At 32.9% G+C, this 19,134-nt stretch carries 18 protein-coding genes and 4 pseudogenes; 14 read left to right on the forward strand and 8 right to left on the reverse strand.

Annotated features, from left to right (window positions below; genetic code table 11):
* Positions 1–10: 10 nt before the first annotated feature.
* Positions 11–901 (reverse strand): DMT family transporter, encoded by an 891-nt coding sequence (locus NSQ08_RS10395; RefSeq protein WP_002141731.1) that lies wholly within the window; start codon positions 899–901, stop codon positions 11–13.
* Positions 902–1,015: 114 nt separating this feature from the next.
* Between NSQ08_RS10395 and NSQ08_RS10400 the strand changes: the two genes are divergently transcribed.
* From NSQ08_RS10400 to NSQ08_RS10420, 5 genes are all read left to right on the forward strand, one after another.
* Entirely contained in the window at positions 1,016–1,633 is a 618-nt protein-coding gene (locus NSQ08_RS10400) for a helix-turn-helix domain-containing protein (RefSeq protein ID WP_340780101.1), read from the forward strand.
* 486 nt (positions 1,634–2,119) lie between these two features.
* Positions 2,120–3,070: a hypothetical protein gene (locus NSQ08_RS10405; RefSeq protein ID WP_002031955.1), complete on the forward strand. Its 951-nt coding sequence runs from the start codon at positions 2,120–2,122 to the stop codon at positions 3,068–3,070.
* A gap of 241 nt (positions 3,071–3,311) precedes the next feature.
* On the forward strand, positions 3,312–3,461 hold the full coding sequence (locus NSQ08_RS10410) for an aspartyl-phosphate phosphatase Spo0E family protein (RefSeq protein ID WP_002012842.1): 150 nt from the start codon (positions 3,312–3,314) through the stop codon (positions 3,459–3,461).
* A 114-nt stretch (positions 3,462–3,575) separates the two neighbouring features.
* A complete protein-coding gene (locus tag NSQ08_RS10415) occupies positions 3,576–4,304 on the forward strand; it encodes an alpha/beta fold hydrolase (protein ID WP_328068370.1) in 729 nt (242 codons plus the stop codon).
* Between the two features lie 60 nt (positions 4,305–4,364).
* Complete coding sequence (locus NSQ08_RS10420; RefSeq protein ID WP_002031950.1) at positions 4,365–5,765, forward strand: protoporphyrinogen oxidase; 1,401 nt, start codon at positions 4,365–4,367, stop codon at positions 5,763–5,765.
* A gap of 65 nt (positions 5,766–5,830) precedes the next feature.
* Here NSQ08_RS10420 and NSQ08_RS10425 read toward each other — a convergent pair whose 3' ends face one another.
* Positions 5,831–6,379 (reverse strand): hypothetical protein, encoded by a 549-nt coding sequence (locus NSQ08_RS10425; RefSeq protein WP_340774318.1) that lies wholly within the window; start codon positions 6,377–6,379, stop codon positions 5,831–5,833.
* 230 nt (positions 6,380–6,609) lie between these two features.
* On the opposite strand from NSQ08_RS10425, the gene NSQ08_RS10430 reads away from it, so the two are divergent.
* Positions 6,610–7,161, forward strand: a complete 552-nt coding sequence (locus NSQ08_RS10430) for a GNAT family N-acetyltransferase (RefSeq protein WP_002031946.1) — start codon at positions 6,610–6,612, stop codon at positions 7,159–7,161.
* Positions 7,162–7,204: 43 nt separating this feature from the next.
* On the opposite strand, the gene NSQ08_RS10435 is transcribed toward NSQ08_RS10430, so the two are convergent.
* Together NSQ08_RS10435 and cspD are read right to left on the reverse strand one after the other, a co-directional pair.
* Positions 7,205–7,390 carry a cold-shock protein gene (locus tag NSQ08_RS10435; protein ID WP_000286202.1) on the reverse strand — a complete coding sequence of 62 codons (186 nt, stop codon included), beginning with the start codon at positions 7,388–7,390 and terminating at the stop codon, positions 7,205–7,207.
* Positions 7,391–7,476: 86 nt separating this feature from the next.
* A complete protein-coding gene (gene cspD, locus NSQ08_RS10440) occupies positions 7,477–7,680 on the reverse strand; it encodes a cold-shock protein CspD (protein WP_002012849.1) in 204 nt (67 codons plus the stop codon).
* 382 nt (positions 7,681–8,062) lie between these two features.
* On the opposite strand from cspD, the gene NSQ08_RS10445 reads away from it, so the two are divergent.
* From NSQ08_RS10445 to NSQ08_RS10455, 3 genes and pseudogenes are all read left to right on the forward strand, one after another.
* Positions 8,063–8,959, forward strand: coding sequence for a CPBP family intramembrane glutamic endopeptidase (locus tag NSQ08_RS10445; protein WP_340774326.1), 897 nt, complete (start codon positions 8,063–8,065; stop codon positions 8,957–8,959).
* Positions 8,960–8,976: 17 nt separating this feature from the next.
* Positions 8,977–9,607, forward strand: a pseudogene (locus tag NSQ08_RS10450) (chloramphenicol acetyltransferase).
* A 256-nt stretch (positions 9,608–9,863) separates the two neighbouring features.
* Complete coding sequence (locus NSQ08_RS10455; RefSeq protein WP_002085644.1) at positions 9,864–10,469, forward strand: PRK06770 family protein; 606 nt, start codon at positions 9,864–9,866, stop codon at positions 10,467–10,469.
* A 113-nt stretch (positions 10,470–10,582) separates the two neighbouring features.
* On the opposite strand, the pseudogene NSQ08_RS10460 reads toward NSQ08_RS10455, so the two are convergent.
* A pseudogene (locus NSQ08_RS10460) lies at positions 10,583–11,382 on the reverse strand (LysR family transcriptional regulator).
* A gap of 129 nt (positions 11,383–11,511) precedes the next feature.
* Between NSQ08_RS10460 and NSQ08_RS10465 the strand changes: the two are divergent.
* Complete coding sequence (locus tag NSQ08_RS10465) at positions 11,512–12,555, forward strand: aspartate-semialdehyde dehydrogenase (RefSeq protein WP_002168402.1); 1,044 nt, start codon at positions 11,512–11,514, stop codon at positions 12,553–12,555.
* Between the two features lie 246 nt (positions 12,556–12,801).
* Here the strand turns inward: NSQ08_RS10465 and NSQ08_RS10470 are convergent, their stop codons facing one another.
* Positions 12,802–13,095, reverse strand: coding sequence for a hypothetical protein (locus NSQ08_RS10470; protein WP_002168401.1), 294 nt, complete (start codon positions 13,093–13,095; stop codon positions 12,802–12,804).
* A 376-nt stretch (positions 13,096–13,471) separates the two neighbouring features.
* On the opposite strand from NSQ08_RS10470, the gene NSQ08_RS10475 reads away from it, so the two are divergent.
* Together NSQ08_RS10475 and NSQ08_RS10480 are read left to right on the forward strand one after the other, a co-directional pair.
* Positions 13,472–14,602 (forward strand): C45 family peptidase, encoded by a 1,131-nt coding sequence (locus NSQ08_RS10475; RefSeq protein WP_326996781.1) that lies wholly within the window; start codon positions 13,472–13,474, stop codon positions 14,600–14,602.
* A gap of 44 nt (positions 14,603–14,646) precedes the next feature.
* Positions 14,647–14,910 (forward strand): hypothetical protein, encoded by a 264-nt coding sequence (locus NSQ08_RS10480; protein ID WP_113768944.1) that lies wholly within the window; start codon positions 14,647–14,649, stop codon positions 14,908–14,910.
* 99 nt (positions 14,911–15,009) lie between these two features.
* Here NSQ08_RS10480 and NSQ08_RS29900 read toward each other — a convergent pair.
* A pseudogene (locus NSQ08_RS29900) lies at positions 15,010–15,104 on the reverse strand (tyrosine-type recombinase/integrase); the annotation flags it as partial.
* Positions 15,105–15,107: 3 nt separating this feature from the next.
* Here NSQ08_RS29900 and NSQ08_RS10490 point away from each other — a divergent pair.
* Together NSQ08_RS10490 and NSQ08_RS10495 are read left to right on the forward strand one after the other, a co-directional pair.
* Positions 15,108–15,416: a hypothetical protein gene (locus NSQ08_RS10490; RefSeq protein WP_340774342.1), complete on the forward strand. Its 309-nt coding sequence runs from the start codon at positions 15,108–15,110 to the stop codon at positions 15,414–15,416.
* 1,152 nt (positions 15,417–16,568) lie between these two features.
* Positions 16,569–16,829: a DUF3947 family protein gene (locus NSQ08_RS10495; RefSeq protein WP_326996779.1), complete on the forward strand. Its 261-nt coding sequence runs from the start codon at positions 16,569–16,571 to the stop codon at positions 16,827–16,829.
* 362 nt (positions 16,830–17,191) lie between these two features.
* On the opposite strand, the pseudogene NSQ08_RS10500 reads toward NSQ08_RS10495, so the two are convergent.
* Positions 17,192–18,783, reverse strand: a pseudogene (locus NSQ08_RS10500) (YVTN family beta-propeller repeat protein).
* Positions 18,784–19,134: the final 351 nt, after the last annotated feature.

The following is a 19,134-nucleotide window of genomic DNA, read 5'->3' on the forward strand; positions in this document are numbered from 1 at the left end:
AGCCTTCACTTTATAAATTGTGATTCAATTGTTTCGGTTGTAATAAAAATATTGCTAATCCAATGAAAATAAGTAGAATTCCTAGTCCTTGCTGTAAAGAAATTGTTTCATCTAAAATGAAATAGGCTAAAATACAAGTTCCAATTGTCTCTCCTAAAATACTCATCGAGATAACAGTAGCGCTCATCCATTTTAATAACCAATTGAAAATTGTTTGTCCTAAAATCGTTGCAATGAATGCAAGACCTATAAAGGACCACCATGTTTGTGCAGTGTAATTGAAGAAAGATGACTGCTGTGTGTAAGCAAATATACCGAGAAAGAGTGAACTACTGCCATAACTAATTACCGAGTACGGTATTAGGGATAGGTCTTTACGAACATATTGACTGATGAAAAAGTAAGCTGTTATGACGCCAGCAGCAATAAAAGCTAAAATATCGCCGTATAAAGCCTCACCACTAATTTGAAAATCTTGCCACCCAATCACGATACTTCCTGAAATTGCAATAAGGCAGCCTATAATCGCACCTTTCGTAAACCGTTCCTTAAATAAAAAATAACCACCGACCATTGAAAATAAAGGTTGCAACGTTACGATAACTGTAGAACTTGCTATGGAAGTATACTGTAATGATTCAAACCATAGTACATAATGAGCTGCTAGAAATAATCCAGATAAGAGTCCAAATCCCCATTGCTTTTTTGATAATGAGCGAAGTTCGCTTCGATTGTTTGTATTAAATATTAGAAACGGTAAAAGAATTACCGTAGCAAACAATAATCGATAAAAAGCAGTGATTGCTGCAGGGGCATCGGCTATTTTTACGAAGATAGCTGAAGTAGATAAGGCGAACACGCCGAAAAATAAGATGAAATATGAAAGAATAGGTGATTTCAAAGTTTGTCCCTCCGATTGGTTGTTTATTATAATAAACTGTATATAATATAATGTACAAAAGTTAGTATATAAGCCTAAGATGAAATAAGGAAGGATTAATTGCCACTGTTTAGTATGTCAGCACAAAAGGGACAAAAGATGTATTATGATGGACGAAAGGAAGTTGTAACAATGATTCATTATCGGCTAGGTCAAACTGTTTTAAGTTATCGTAAGAAAAATAATATGACAATTCGTGAATTTGCTGATTATGCAGGAATCAGTACTTCACTTATTAGTCAAATTGAAAGAGGACATGCCAATCCTTCTTTAAATGTATTGGAATTAATAGCGAAAGCATTAAATGTACCGCTGTTTACTCTTTTTATTAATGATATTGATACAGACTCACTTATTTCTAAGAAGAAAGATCGGAAAAAAGTATATCGAGAAAATAATGATCATATTGTTTATGATGTGTTAACACCAGATTTTATGAAAGCTCGCATTGAAATGTTAATGATGGATTTAAAAGGATATGCAAATACAACAGAAAGTCATTATTCCCACGAAGATAAGGAAGAAATTGCAGTTGTAATGAAAGGGGAAGTGTATGTGGAATTGGAAGGGAATGAATATTTTTTAGAAGAAGGAGATGTTGTGCGTATTCCACCGAACGTGAAACATAGATTTTTGAATAAGAGTGATGAAATGAATCACATCTTATTTGTATTAACACCTTCGTTAAGCTAAGGAAGTAGCTTAAGGATACATACTAAGTGGTAACATAATAGAAAGTATCAATTACATAAAGATTCGCGTGTATAATAAAACAACTATCTATAAATACATACACATTTGATTTTCACATTGTATGTTTAAGAAGATGAGAGATTTGACAAAAAAATAAGATAGTTCCATGACTATCAAACCAAATAATTCAGATAAAAAAAGAGTGAAAATTTTCAAGGATTTGGCAGGAGTAAAACGAGAGATTGTTCGTTATTTATTTCATAATCAAAACAAACACAATTGTGGAAGATTGAGACTGCATTAGGGATGAATAAGTATCATCTCAAAATATTATTAGAAGCAAATTTAATTCTTGTTGAGCGACAGGGACAATTTTAATTTATAACTGTAAAGGAGGAAACTTTTCAAGAGTTTTCACCTGGCTTTTTGCCGACTTTGTAGATGCTAAAAAACCATTTTTATTAGGGTTTAGAGGGGATAAGAGAGATGGAAAATATAAGTGTATTAAAAGATGGGCTTTCAATTATATCTCAATGTAAAAAAGAAACAAATGATATTTGGCATGCACATTTCGGAGCAGCTGCCATTGCTAGTTATTTTTTTACGAAAAACAATAACATTGATGAAAAAACTGCCTGTAACATTTATTCTCAAGCGAAAATGATGCTCCATAAGCAAAGGTTAGGCGAAACAATTGATAATAAACAAGGTGTCGATTATCAAAGTGCTGAAGAAACGATAATTAAATCTTTGGAACAAACGATTGATGAACTCCATTGGGTTGGTCATAATGTAATTTACGCTTCTTTAAGTTTACTAGCCATTAAGGAGTTAAGTCATTGGGGGAGTGAGCAAGATATTAATAATATAGCAAACCTTATATTATCGTTTCAAAAAACAATTCCCGGTAGATCTTGGATTGGTTTTACAACTAAAGAAGTAAAGCAACTAATTATAAATAATGAGGAGATTCAAAGCGAAATTAAAAACCCGAAGCAATTATCTGATTTTATTTTAAGTGAATTATCTGAATTTAACGTTATATATAAGGCAGAATCACATCACGATTTAATTGGTCATATGCTTACCTTCTCACATGCGATTAATATATTATATGACTTAGGGCATATAGAATTATTTCAACGAGGAATAAAACCACTATTAAAGCTAGTTTATGTACTTAGAAAAAGTCGCAATTTAATGCCGAATGCCCAAATAATATTGAATTCTCCTGTAGATCGTTTACCTCTTACAAAAGCAAAAAAAGTTGATACACTTCCGCTAGATAATGCATTCTGGCTTAAAGACTACAGCGAATTTAATTGGGATTTTGGACACATATTTAAATTTTCATATAGTTATTTTGATCACTTAACAAGGGTTCCAGAATATAAAGATAAAACATTTGAGAAATTCTGTTGTATTATTAATGAGTAAAAGTGTCTAACTTTAAATTAATAGTAAATGGTACACATTCATAAACTAACATATTTATAAAAAATGGTAGAAAATTATAATGACCTGTAATAATAGGCTTAGTTTAAGTCTCTTTTTTTGTTAGTAGTATATTGTTTTTTCAAATATGTAAGATTTTACATTAGCATGAGACTTTTACTTATTATGTAAGTAGGCTATACTAAAATACATATATTTTGAAATTGGAGCGAATAAAGACGACATGGAATTAGTGAAATTAGAAAAAATAATTGAATTGAAAAAAGAAGAATTATTGAATCTAGTCTCAAATTATGGACTTCAACATGAAAAAGTAATAGCACTCAGCCAAGAAATTGACAAATTAATAAACTGGTTTATGTTTTTAAAATAGAAAGAACTATGACGTGAGTTGAATATGTTATAGTTCTTTTTTATTTGGTAATTTAGAAATATATTCGATATACTATCAATAAATAGAATATTCAGTTTCAAAGGAGGGGGATAAATGATACTACATACGCATATTTCAGGTGAAGGGGAACCAATTGTGCTTTTACATTCTGGTGGTATGACAGGTTTAGTAGAGTTTGAAGAACAGGTAGAATTTTTTACAGAAAAACAATATAAAGTAATTCGTCCTGATTTGAGGGGACATGGAGAATCAGGAGGTACATTAGATAATTATTTTCTTTGCTCTGCTGATGATTTGAATGATACACTAGAACATTTGCAAATTAATCGTTGTCATATAGCGGGTGTTTCACTAGGGGGGATAGCCGCTTTATTATTTGCAAAAAAATATCCAGATAAAGTGAGGACATTAACTTTTTCAGGTATCTTTCCTATTGAGCGAGATAATTGGGAAGAGTCTCAGGAGTATGAAGTAAAGTGTCATCAACAGTTGATGGAAAATGAAGAAGTTGTAACTTATATGAATCAAATTCATGTAAAAAGTGATTGGAAAGGGTTGCTGAAATCGTGGCAAGTTAAGGAGTGGTACCCATTTCATGAAACAGGTGATGTAGCTAATCTTCAAGTACCTACACTGTGTATTGTTGGGGGAGATTCAGCAGATGAAGTTACAGCCGCTACAACGTTTAAACAATTAAACAACAATATACATATTGCTGTTATTCCGTTTGCAGGTCATTTAGTGCATAATGATCAGCCTAAAATATATTCATATATATTGTCTAATTTCTTACAGAATGCGCAAGCTGCTAGTCGACTATGATAATTTTTGGTTATAATAATAAAGGAATTATTAATTGTATCGGTTAGGGGCGCAGCAAATATGAAAACAGTCGTTGTCATCGGTGGAGGTATTACTGGACTTTCTACTATGTTTTATTTAGAAAAATTAAAGAAGGATTATAATATAGATTTAAATTTAATCCTTATTGAGAAAGAAGAGTATTTAGGTGGTAAAATCCACAGTGTGGAAGAAAATGATTTTATTATGGAATCTGGAGCAGATTCTATTGTAGCTCGTAATGAACATGTTTTGCCGCTTGTAAAAGATTTAAATTTAGAAAATGAAATGGTATATAACGAAACAGGTATTTCTTACATATACTCTGATAACATATTACATCCAATTCCTGCTGACACTATATTTGGGATTCCTATGAGTGTTGAATCATTATTTAGCAGTACGCTAGTCTCAAAAAAAGGGAAAATCGTTGCTTTAAAAGATTTTATTACGAAAAATAAGGAGTTTACAAAGGATACATCACTTGCTGTATTTTTAGAAAGCTTTTTAGGGAAAGAATTAGTGGAAAGACAAATTGCACCTGTGCTGTCAGGTGTATATTCTGGTAAATTGAATGAGCTTACAATGGCATCTACGTTACCATATTTACTTGAGTATAAAAATAAATATGGAAGTATTATTAAAGGTTTTGAAGAGAATAAAAAACAATTTCAGTCAGCAGGAAATAAAAAGTTTGTATCATTTAAAAGTGGACTATCTACGATTATTAATCGCTTAGAAGAAGTGCTGACGGAGACTGTCATTAATAAAGGTGCTGTAACAACAGTGATAAGTAAAAAAGGGGATCGGTATGAGGTTTCTTTTGCAAATCATGAGACAATACAAGCTGATTATGTCGTTTTAGCAGCTCCACATGATATCGCACAAACGTTATTACAGTCTAATGAGTTAAATGAGCATTTTAATAAATTTAAAAATTCATCGCTTATAAGTATTTACTTAGGTTTTGACATACTAGATGAACAACTACCGGCTGACGGCACAGGTTTTATCGTAACGGAAAACAGTGATTTACATTGTGATGCTTGCACATGGACAAGCAGGAAGTGGAAACATACATCTGGTAAACAAAAGCTATTAGTAAGAATGTTTTATAAGAGCACTAATCCAGTATATGAAACGATCAAAAGTTATAGTGAAGAAGAATTAGTACGAGTTGCTTTATATGATATTGAAAAGAGCCTCGGAATTAAAGGTGAACCGGAAGTAATTGAAGTTACAAATTGGAAAGATTTAATGCCGAAATATCATTTAGAACATAATCAAGCTGTTCAATCATTACAAGAAAAATTGGCCGTGCTTTATCCTAATGTATACTTAGCTGGTGCTTCATATTACGGTGTAGGAATTGGTGCTTGTATTGGAAACGGAAAGAATACTGCCAATGAAATAATTACGACATTGAATGAACAGTCAAAATAATAATATTGAATACATATGTAAATAAAATGTCCCTCCAACATAATGGAGGGACATTTTATTTGTAATTATTTAACATTAATTACAATCTTTTTATGATTGGCTTTATTCTCTTTAATAGTTAATGTTATTTTTCCAGATTCTTCAAAGGAATACGGTGAGAGCCGATAAAGTTCTTTAATACTATGTTTTTCTTTTAATTTATTTGTAGGAAGTAAGGTTATATTAGGCTTCCATGTTTCCTGTTTGCCTGAAGGGTAGTCTACTATTATTTCTGGATTATTTAATTGTATTGTTTCCCAAGAGACAAAATACAGTTCAACTTCTGCATCTTTTTTTAGTAATTCTTCTGAGAAATAACCAAACTCACCAACATTACCAAAAACAGTGAAATTTTGATTTTGCAATTTAATATCTAAATATCTAGGTTGATATGTTGCTGCGTGATACATTCCGTATGAAAGAGAGAGTGTGGCAGCGATTAATATACCAACTGAAAATATCTTAAAGCTATTTCCTTTAAAACTTGTCATCATAAATGAGTTTGGTGTGAATTTTTTTGCGAATAAAAAAATGAGTAAAATGAGCAAGAGGGATAAGCCAATGAAAATATACATAAAGTTTAAGCACCTCCGTAAGAAACATTTACTGTTTTTCTATATTTTAACATGAGAAGGTATAAATTAGGGGTGGTTTTTAGAGGGGAATTAATAAATACAACGAAGTTATATATTATTAATAGGATAAACATCGCTAGAAATATTTGATTTGTGGGACATTAAGGACTTTCCTAATTATAAATACTTTTTCTGCTATAATAAATGAGTAGAGAGAAAGGAGTGATCCTATGGTATTTCCTATGTTAGAAACAGAACGCTTGCGCTTAGTTGAAATAGAACAATCTTATTGTCAAAAAATATATGAAATATTCTCATTAGATGAGGTAACGTGTTATTACGGTATGAATTCTTTTACTGAGTTTGGACAAGCTTCACGTATGATTGAATCTTTTTCAAAAAATTACTTTGAGAAAAAGGCAATGCGTTGGGGGATTGTATTAAAAGACACAAATAATTTAGTAGGAACAATTGGATTAAATAATTTACAACTTTGGAGTAAACGCTCAGAGATTGGATATGATTTGCATCCTCGTTATTGGGGGAATGGTTATGCTTCTGAAGCTGCTCGAGAAATTATTACTTATGGATTTCGAGATTTAGGTTTATTTAGAATTGGAGCTATTACATATCCTGAAAATATAACTTCGTGTAATATGTTATCTAAATTAGGTTTTCAACAAGAAGGGCTGTTACGTGGATACATTCATCAAGGAAATAAACAACACGATGCATTAATGTATTCTATTGTACGAACAGATGTAGAGGATATTCATTATTAATAAAAAAGCCCCTCTTATTTAAAATAAGAGGGGCTTGTAAAAATCAACCTATTTTAGGTAATAAACGTTCTCCGCTTTTCATACTACTTTTACATAAAGGGCATTTAGGCTCTTCTTCAAATGAAAAGTTCTTTCTCATCCATCCTAAACAATCCTCTGATTCACATTCCCAAACAGGGGTTTGTTCTGGTGGTACTTCTGCTACATCGTTCTTTCGATTGCGATACATGTAACCACTCCTTTTATGTAAAAATTTTTAGTTATATATTAAAAAGGTTGTTAACCGAGCTGGTAACAACCTTTTTATTGATTGAATTATAGCTTTACAACGTTTTTAGCTTGAGGTCCACGGTTACCGTCTTCAACTTCGAAGCTAACTTCTTGACCTTCGTCAAGAGATTTGAAGCCGTCGCCAGTGATAGCTGAGAAGTGAACGAATACGTCGCTACCGTCTGCAACTTCGATGAAACCGAAACCTTTTTCGCTGTTAAACCATTTTACTTTACCTGTTAATGTCATGGTAATGCCTCCTAAAATTTAAAAAGATTACAATATGATCGGCCTTATTCGATTGAAAATAAAAGTTCACATATTATCAAAAATCCATAAGGAGTACAAAACATTCCTGATTGATACTTGATAATATGCAAAGAAAAGATAGTGCTAAATTGACCTTAATTACTATCCTACAACAAATGGTGGGAAATAGCAAGTGCTGGTAATATCAGTGAATGAATTGGGTGATACTGGTAAAAGGCACGAAGACATCTCTTTTATTTATATATTATTCCTAATCTGAATTTATTCCAAACAGAAATCATTTATTTTAAAAAATATGTTTAATGGAAACGATATATATTTTAAGAATACAGATGATTACAATAATAAGGAGGATAGAATATTGCTAAATAAACAATTTAAAATAATTGAAGCAGCAAAAGAAGGAAGAAGAAAAGTTCATCCTATTTTCGCTGTTATACTTGCAATTGTATTTTTAACTTTAGGTGAATTTTTCATGTTGTTTATGCTGTTTTTACCGAAAGCGGATACATCATTTGTAAAGGCAATTTATAATAATATTGAGATGATATTAACGTTTGGTGGGGCTATATTTTTTATTTTTTTATGGATTAGGTTTGTAGAGAAAAGGTCATTTTCATTCATTGGTTTTTGGAAAGTGCAATGGATGAGAAAGTATTTGAGAGGTGCGTTAATAGGATTTGTCTTCATTTCAATACCAGTAATTGTGCTTATATTAACAGGGATTGTAAAACTACAAATGCAACAAATTACGGCAACCGCCATATTTGGTATTGTAGGATCTTTAATTGCTTTTTTAATACAAGGTGCAACGGAAGAAATTATTGTACGAGGCTGGTTATTTCCAGTTATTTCTGTTAGAAGTCGTATATGGGTTGGGATTATAGTGACGTCCTTTTTATTTGGTTTTCTGCATTTACTTAATCCTGGTATTACAATCCTTTCAATATCGAATATAATATTAGTTGGTGTATTTGCAGCTTTTTACGTATTAAAGGACAGTAGTCTTTGGGGGATTTGTGCATGGCATTCCATTTGGAATTGGGCACAATATAATGTCTATGGTTTTGCAGTTAGTGGCATGACGATATATTCAACACCACTATTTAAACCTGTAACAAATGGCAATGAAGTCCTTCATGGAGGCTCATTTGGTATTGAAGGTAGTATCATTACAACAATAATGCTTTCTATCGCTTCAATCGTTTTATGGAGACAGTTATGGGGGAGAAGAGCGAAACAACGAGATTTTAGTTAATGAAAGTGGGAGAAACTATGGGGATTATAGCGTTTGAGGGAGCGAGTGCTGTTGGTAAGAGTAGCACATGCCGTGAATTAGAAAACAATTATGGAGCATGAAGTGAATTTTTTATTTGAAAGACCAAAAAATGAACATAGAACATGGTATTTTGAAAAACAAGTAGAGCGCTGGAATATAGCAGTGCAGAAGTCGCAGCAATATGAATTAGTAATACTCGATGGAGATATATATCAGCCACTTAGTTATAATTGGTGTTTTCATTTTGATATATTTAATCAGCCGTTATCTTTAATAGAAAACTTTTATAAAGAAAAGATGATAAATAGAGAAATTGGTTTTCCAGATCAATATTTTTATTTATATACAAGTGATGAAGAGCTTAGAAAACGGAAAGAGTCTGATGGGACGAAAAAAAGAAGAAACTTTGAAAAACATTTACATATATCTAAAGCATTTCAGCGTTATTATGAAAATCTCAATACCGTCACAGACGGGTACTGTAAATTGATTGAAGCAAAAAGTATAAAGTCGAATGAATTAGAAATTGTGAAAAGTTTAAACAGCTTAAAAGTATGTGAAGAAAGACGTTTTGATGTTTCGAGGTTAGATGGTATTACGAAGTGGTTAAAAGAAAATCGTGCATAAAGTAAAAACAACGAGTGTTTTAGAAGGCGCTCGTTGTTTTTTTGTTTCCATATAAATATAAAGGGAAATTTTGTAGAATATCTTTATTTTTTAACAGAATAATCTTTCAATTTCACGAAAAAAGAAATACAATATAAGGAAATATATATAAATAATATGATAGGGGATGGGATGAACTATTTTGAATGAAGGAACTGTTTTATATAAGAAATAATGAGGTAGTAAGAACAGAGATATTTGGGAGGAAACAAGCAAGATGAAAACATTATTTAAAATCATAGGAATTATAGCTGGTATGGCGGTAATCGGGGTAGGTGTAACGTATGGTATGCTGTATTATCTGAATAATAGTAAACCAGCTGCGAAAAAGGCATCACCAGCCGCTCCGGCAGTAGAAGTGCTAGCTGATAGTAATGTAAAAGCTGAAGATGCAAAGCTTTTAGAAAATGGCAATCATTCATTACCGAATAGTGGTTTTAATAAAAATTTTAAGTGGACAGATGAGAACATACAGACAGCACTACATGAAATGGCACATCAAAAAACGAAAGCTGATCAAAAATGGGGCTATATTTTTATTACACAAGAACGTATTGAAAGTTTACTCGAAATTATAAATAGTAATGATGTTGCACAAAAAAGTACATATGTGGATATTTTAGAACGATGGAAACAAGGAAAATATGAAAAGGTTGATGTAGACCACAACAAGATTTGGAAATTACAAAGTGGGAATTTAGGAGAAGGGAAAGGAGTAATGTCAGAAAAGGAGCAAAAAGAATTAATTAATCAAGTTTTTATACAAAAAGGTACATATTCAGGTAGTAAATTAATTGCAGGTGAGGTACAAGCTAATAAATAATATACATATTGATTTTGAAACACCTGTATTGTTATGAACACAAATGTTTTAATAAAAATGAGTAATTGCTTTTTAGAGCAGTTACTCATTTTTGTTATTACTCGCTTACTTTTCTATTCTATTCTCTCTAATAATGTAAGAAACGATTGTAAAACTGGTGATATCCATCTAGATTTATGATAGATTACGTGGCTTTGAATGACTGCTGGAGTTTCGATGGGCTGAAAACAGAGTTGCTCTTTTTGACAACTTTCTTGTACAACGATGTAAGGGAGAATTGAAATTCCTAACTCACACATCACAGATTGTTTAATGACTTCAACATTGGAAGTTTCGAATGTTTTAGCGGGAATATTCCCGCTTTGACGTAAAAAACGATCTACCATCGGTCTATAGCCGCAGCTTTGTTCAGTAAATATAAATTGAGTATTTTGTAATAAAAGGAGTGGATCAGTGTTTGAAGGGAAATGAGCAGGGAAAATCCATCCAAATGTTTCATTACATAAATTACACGTAATAAAATCATTATGCTCTATACTTTCTCCAATTATGAAGATAACATCGGTTTCTCCTGTTTGTAAGTACTTAATAATTGTGGTAATCGATACACTGCCAATGATTCATTAGATGTAATAGTTAATGTTCCTTCTAAATGGTCACTGTTTTGAGGGATTTCTTGCGCTTTATCATAAATAGTAAGTAATTCTAATGCGTACGGATGAAATTGATGACCTGCTTTTGTAAGAAGTATTTTTTTTCCTAATCGATCGAATAGAGGAATGTTTAAATCGCTCTCTAATGATTTAATATGGGCTGTTACAGTAGATTGCACATAACCTAATGCATGAGCAGCTTTAGAAAAGTTGCCATATTTAACAATGGCACAAAATGTTTTAACATGTCTCATTTCCATAAGTGATACCTCCTTTATTATCATGATTTGTGAATGATTATATCATGTATTTCAATTTTTCAAATCATTAAATTTCTTTTAAAATTAAGTTGTGGAGAAATTCATTCAATTGAAAATGGAGGAGAAAAAATGAGTGAAAAGAGCTATCATGTAGCTGTAGTTGGAGCTACAGGCGCAGTAGGGCAAAAAATCATTGCATTGTTAGAGAGAGTAACGAAATTTAATATAGAAGAAATTACATTACTCTCGTCAAAACGATCTGCTGGTAAGATAGTACAATTTAAAGGACGAGAGATTAAAATACAAGAGGCAAAATCAACTAGTTTTGAAGGTGTAGACATTGCCTTTTTTAGCGCTGGGGGAGAAGTTTCTAGACAATATGTAAATCATGCAGTTTCTAGTGGTGCAATCGTAATTGACAACACAAGTGAATACCGAATGGCACACGATGTACCACTCGTCGTTCCAGAAGTAAATGCACATACTTTAAGGGAACATAAAAGGATCATTGCAGTTCCGAATTGCTCAGCACTACAGATGGTAACAGCTCTTCAGCCAATTCGAAAATCATTTGGTTTAGAACGAATTATTGTTTCAACGTATCAAGCCGTATCAGGCTCAGGAATTCATGCGATTCATGAATTGAAAGAACAAGCTAAGTCAATGCTTACAGGTGAAGAAGTGAAGAGCACTATATTACCAGTGAAAAAAGATAAAAAACATTATCCAATTGCATTTAATGTATTGCCGCAAGTGGATATATTTACAGACAATGATTTCACATTCGAAGAAGTAAAGATGATTCAAGAGACGAAGAAAATTTTAGAAGATCCAAATCTGAAAATGGCAGCTACTTGCGTCAGAGTTCCAGTTGTATCGGGGCATTCTGAATCAGTTTATATTGAACTTGAAAAAGAAGCGACCGTTGCAGAAATTAAAGAAGTACTACTGAATGCACCAGGTGTTATTTTACAAGATAATCCTAGTGAACAAATTTATCCAACGCCATTATATGCAGAGGGTAAAAGAGATACATTTGTAGGTAGAATACGTAAAGATCCTGATACATCAAAAGGATTCCATCTTTGGATCGTTTCTGATAATTTATTAAAAGGTGCTGCTTGGAACTCAGTTCAAATCGCAGAGACATTGGTGGAAAATGGGATTATTTAGTATGGATTTATATAAATATTGAAAATAGAAGGATATTTGGGAAACCGTTAATTATAATGGTTTCCTGTTTTTTACTTAATGAGTATTTTCCTCTTACTTCAATTAAAATTTAATTTAAGTTAGTTTTTATAGTGTTTTTATAAATATCAACTTTATCTGCAGAGAATTTTAAAAATCTAGGCTCTCCGTTAATTGTGAGATTAATATTAAGTGATAAAGGCATTTCAACCTTTTTCATTACATCTTCTATAGCAATATACTCATCTTCTTTTTCGTTATAAAAACAATGGAACTAATTAATACCTCATTATTTTCAATATCAATACTACACATCATAGGGAATTTCTCATCATTATGTATTATTAATTCGCCAAGTACTATTGAACCGTTTAATTCTTCTGTAAAATTTATTGTTTCCACTGGTTTTACCCACGTTTCATCGCACTCTTCATTTTCCGCTTCATCTATTGCCCATTCCCATATTGGGTTTTGTTTCAGGTCCTCAATAGTTAATTCATCAATTGGTTTGCTATTACACATTAATATATACTCCTTTTGCCCTGAAAATGGATGAGTAAAAAATTTATTCATTAATTGTAAAATGTGGCTATTTGCAATCCTATAAATACAAGTTTGCTCGTTTCAATAAATAGTTGATCGCAAATAAGAAGTTTCAATGTAGAGTATTATCCATTTGATATTATTAAATCTAGTTTTGTAATGTTGAACTTATTTTTACAACCTATTAAAAGTCTATTCTTACGGTAATCTTAACAAGGTTTTAACTAGACAGTAAATAATGCCTTTTGAAAAGGAAAACCGTGGTTGTGATGGGGGAAATAGCAAAAAACATCAAGAATGAACAAAAGTGTTTTGGTATGATATGGAATATATTCAATGTGAGGGGGAGATTATGGTGTATCAAGTAAAGGGGTACTTTTCATCGCTAAAAGGAAGTCATTATGAAGTTGGAAAACAGCAAGGGGAGTTTGTGAAAAATCATCCGTATCTCATTCCACAATTTATGCAGCAAGAAAATTTAATATCAGATAGCCATTGGACAGAATCTAGAAAAGTACTAAAACAATATTGTCCAGGAATTAATGAAGAAATTGAAGGGTTTTGCGAAGTATTGAAAATCCCTTCTAGAAATATGATGTATTATTATCAAACACTATTAAAAGCAGGTTGTAGTCATTGTGCAGTATTACCTAGAAAAACTGATTCAGAGCATACATATGTATTAAGAAATTATGATTTATCACCGAGAATAGATGATATGCGTTTTTGCTCGACGCATGTTGAAGGTGCATATGCACATAGTGGCTTTTCTACTCAATATTTTGGACGAACAGAAGGAATTAACGAGCATGGGTTATCTGTTACATTTTCGGCATGTGGTCAACCTGTAGGGAATATTGATGGTTTAAGAAAGCCGATGGTAAATGGTTTGCAATGTTTTGCGGTAATTCGGGTATTATTGGAGAAATGTCAAAATGTGCAGGAGGCTAAGATATTAATAGAAGAAATGCCAATTGCAAGTAACATTAATATAATTGTAGCTGATCCTTTAAAAGCGGCACATATAGGGATTTTTGATGGTTTTAAATCAACAACAACTAAAGAAGACAGTCAAGGCTTTATCGTATCAACTAATCATGCGGTTAGTTCATCCATTCAAAAATTAAATAACAGGAGACTAGAGCAATCTACGAAGAGATATCACATTTTACATGAGCATTTAAACCGAAATGAACAGGTGAGTATGGAATCTTTAAAAGGATTGGTAGAAGAAGAATATCCTGCAGGGGTGACGGTGCATAATTATGAAGAATGGTTTGGGACTTTGCATTCTGTATTATTTGATTTACAGGATCGTACATTGAATATTTGCTTCGGATCGCCACTTTTCAACGAGTGGCACTCATTGAAAGTTGGAGAAAGCCTTCCGTTTTCTCAAGTGAATGTGAACTTTGAAAATAGTGAATATACTGATTTTTGGAGAGAAGAGAAAAGTGAGTTGATTCCTAAAGAACAAAAGGAATAATGTGGTAAAATGGAGGGGTCGGAAATAGACAGGAGGGGTTGATATTGCTACAAGCCATGTTACCATTTGTTCTTATCTTATTTTTAGTCGTTTCGATGTATATAACTTATCAAAAAAGAAAAAAATCAGGGATAAAAGGATTAAAAAGTGCATTAACTTCTAGTTGTTGCTTTTTAATTGCAATCTTAAATTTGTTTGCATATTGGTTTCATTTTGGTGGTATTTTTACTTGGTTATTTTCAATCGTATTATTGCTAGTTGGAGCATATTTTACAAAATATATTCCAATCTCAAAAAAGGTGCACTAAAATTATATGAGTTTAATATGTAATGTTTTATTTCAATGTGCTATAGATGCCTTTAAATCAATGCTTTTGAGCATTTTGATATGTGTTTGCAAACACATATCAAAATATACTCTTCGCGAATGTTTTCACTGCATCTTCTTGCATATTGGGTAAGACATGAGAATATACCCTTAAAGTTAAAGAGATATCAAATGCCAATGACAGAATTCATGAAGTTTGTAAAGTGCGAGAACGAAGATGTTTTTGACATCAAGCAGATGTACAACGCGGAAAAAGCTTTCAAGAAAGTGCAGAACCACCGAAATCTACATTTTGCTTACATGGGTATGCGAGTAAATGTAGCTGGCAAGTGGGGTACAATCGTTGGAAACTGGAAAACTAATTTGTTCGTTTTGTTCGATGGGGAAATAGAAGCGTACAACTGCCACTCTTATTGGGAAATTGCTTACTTCGATGAAGAGGGCAATGTGGTTCATAGCTGTCAAAAGGGAGAGTATGCGATATAAGTAAAAAAGGACGAGCAGTCGTACCTACTGTCCTTTATAGGAGAAAAATTATTCTGGACTAGAACTACGAATAACCAGAAAACGCACTTTTAACCAGTGTTGTCAAAGATGTAATAATTTATGCAACAAAAAAGCTTAGTCGGAATTCAAAACACCAAAATGGCTTGCATTGGTAAACAGGCTCAAAAGTAGTATATGCAAAATGAAAAATTCCATACAAAAAGCAGACAACAATTTTGGTTGTCTGCCAGTGAGTCGAATGAGTTAGCTAATTGTGATAAATCGCTTTCCCATTACAAGAAGAGTGAAGCTGCTAGTTCAAACAGCTTGTAGGTAGTCTTTTCGATATTTTAAAAAATATACAGAGAAAGCAGATAAGTGACGAATCTACCTGCTTCTGCTGTAACAAAAGAAAGAAGTATTAGCCGTGGATACGGCGGCTTGAAAATAGTATGTATTGGTTTTGAAAAAATATTCAAGGAGTGAAGGGAAATGGGATGGGGACAAATTTGAGGGCTATTCACTCGAACAGCTTCGTACCCGTCACAGTCGTTATCCTATTGTGACGGGTATCTGACTTATATTATTGAGGGAACGGGACGGAAGGATGCCACGGTATTGTTACAGGAATCCAGACGGACCTGCGCGCTTACCCCAGCACTCGCGAGCTGCGTCACGGCATTCAAGATAGCAGATCTTCTGCCAGATTTGACGGCTACGTTATAGTTCACGACTAGGGGACGAACTGGGTTCCTGAGGGGGAAATCGATTGAGAATTGCTTGATGATAGGTTGTTCTTAACGTGACGTTCGCTGTCAGCGTGATACCTTCTATAGTAATACCAGTCAGCGTTGTCCCGTTAAATGAGGTGAGTTTGACTGTAAGCATGTAACGGTTTTGCATATTTATTTTTCCTTTATTATTAGACTTAATTTATTTTATGCTTGTCTAACAATTTAGTGTAGACACTTGCATCATAATAAGTTGAAAGAAATATAAGATTATATTTTGATAAGGCGTGGAGATTAAAAAAAGGCAGTTGAACAAAAACGTTATTTGAATAAAAGCTAGTTGACTAGTTTTTAACACTCACTGAAATTAATACTCATAATATACTTTGTAATAACTTATATGGAAGTGAGTTGAATACTAATGTTTTATTCATATTTTGATACCCGAGATAGAATGCGTCCGTATGGTACCGCGGGTATTACGTATAGCGGAGCACAAAGTACAATTCAAGCTGTTCAACAAGCGTTACAAGCACAGCAGCAGATGCAACAAATGCAACAAATACAGCAAGGCATACAACCGTACTATTTATCTATGGAGTATTATTATCCAATGCATCATATTACACCATACGGAATTTCTGTTTCAACAATTCCATATGGAACTGTATACAATTTATAAAAATATGCGGGGGAATAAATTTGAGTATTTATATAAGGGCGCAAGTACAGAGCGCCCTTATAAGAAATGATTCGTATCTGATGAATTAATATTCAATTAAATGTGTAATTAAGATTAATATAAAAATTTTATTTTGTATGTATTTGAAACACGAAAAGAGCACTTAATAAAGTGCTCTCATGACGAGATCATTCACTCAAAAGAAAGGAATACACCATATCATACGAAAATATTTTGAAATGCTCTTGGGTAAATTAATTATTATTTGTAAAAAAAGCAGCTAGCAAAAGCTAACTGCTCGGATATGATGGGGATTAATGGAAGAACAGAGGAATATGATTAGTGTCTCTCTGTTTTTTATATTATTCGCAAATAAATCCGGTTGCTATACCAGTTGGAGCAACACCTACTGGGACCGTATCAATAACCGTATTTGTAGCAGTATTGATGACAGAAACAGTATTACTAGCTTGGTTTGTAACATAGGCACGAGTGCCATCTGGTATGATAGTCACTTGGTCTGGTGATAGTGCAACCGGAATGGTATCGATGACGGTGTTTGTCAACGTACCTATTACAGATACATTATTACTTACTTTATTTACAACGTAAACACGAGCTCCATCCGGTGTAATAGCTATACCAACAGGTTCGGTACCTACGTTAATTGTATCAATAACGGAATTTGTAGCGGTGTTAATAACAGAAACAGTATTGCTGTTTTGATTTGTGACATAAGCACGAGTCCCATCTAGTGTGAAGACGATTATCCTAGGTCGAATACCGACATTAATGGTACCGACAACTGTGTTGGTAGCAGTAGCGATAACAGAAATTGTATTACTTAATTCGTTTGCAACATACGCAAGGGCCCCATTTGGTGAAACAGTAATTCCTTGCGGAGCGATTCCAACATTAATGGTACCAACAACTGTGTTGGTAGCAGCGTTAATAACAGAAACTGTATTATTACCATGATTTCCAACATAAACAGTTGTGTTATTTGGAGAAACAGCTACACCAATTGGATTATTTCCAACAGGGATGGTAGCGATAACTGTATTAGTGGCAGTATCAATAACGGAAACGGTATTAGAAAAAATATTAGTAACATAAGCACGAGTCCCATTTGGTGAAACTGTTACTTCAAGAGGTGCATTATCTACAGTGATTGTATCGACTACTGTATTTGTTCCGGTGTTAATTACAGATACTGTATCATCTGCAGGATCATCAATGGCTCCTGCGTTTGTAGCATAAACAAGGAAATTACATCCAGGTCCCGTCGGCCCAGTAGGCCCCGGTGGGCAATCACAATCTCCCGATGGCCCAGTAGGTCCCGGTGGTCCTTCAGGCCCTTGAATACCTTGCACGCCTTGAGGTCCAGTAGGTCCTGCAGGCCCTTCAGTTCCTTGAATGCCTTGCACGCCTTGAGGTCCTTCAGGCCCCGTCGTTCCAGTAATGTTTAATAGTGAACTATTCAAGACTCCTTGTAAAATTAAGCTAAATGTCTGCTGTAACAAGGGGTCCGATATATTTGAACAACTAATAAGTGAAGACAAGTTTTGGAATAGAAATTGGAATAATGCTGAAATTTGAGTGAGAGTTGCAGTAGGTAAAGAATTGATTAATTGGTTTATAGTTCGTAAAACTAAATTTCTATTTGGTGTATTTGGTTGTACTGCTATTAATAAATCATTTAATGCCTGTAATGCTGTTTGGAGTATTTGTCTAGTTGGAGTATTTGTCTAGTTGTAGGATTTGGTGTTGTGAAGAAAGAAAGGATAGCTTGGTTTAATTGGTTTATTATTTGCAATAATTCTTGTTGTTGAGAATTTGAGAAAAAAACAGGTGTACAACAATTACTTTGATTACAAGGGGATACAGAAATAAAGCAGGGGAGCTGAAACTTATCACACGAATTTGGTGAATTTGACTTATTATTATGTCTCATAAATAACTCCTCTAAAAAATTTTAAATGTTAGATATGTCTTGATAATTTATATTAGCAACTGAGTTTAAAGTATTTATGGGTATATGTTTAATATGAAATGTTCAGAAAATTTTCTTCCTTCAAAGTATATGTCAATAAAGTGAAGATGATCTTGTTTTACATGTAATCATATATATAAATAAAATGAAGATATTTTTATAGTACATATAATCAATACTTAGTTACTAATAGGATGTTGTAATCATAGGAATAGAAGATATTATGACATATGATTTTATTAATATGACTCGCATTCCATATAACGGGCATCTGATTTGAATTTTTTCCAGTATCTTAATACATTTAAGAGA

Source organism: Bacillus sp. FSL E2-8887 (assembly GCF_038007205.1).
Taxonomy (GTDB): Bacteria; Bacillota; Bacilli; order Bacillales; family Bacillaceae_G; genus Bacillus_A; species Bacillus_A mycoides.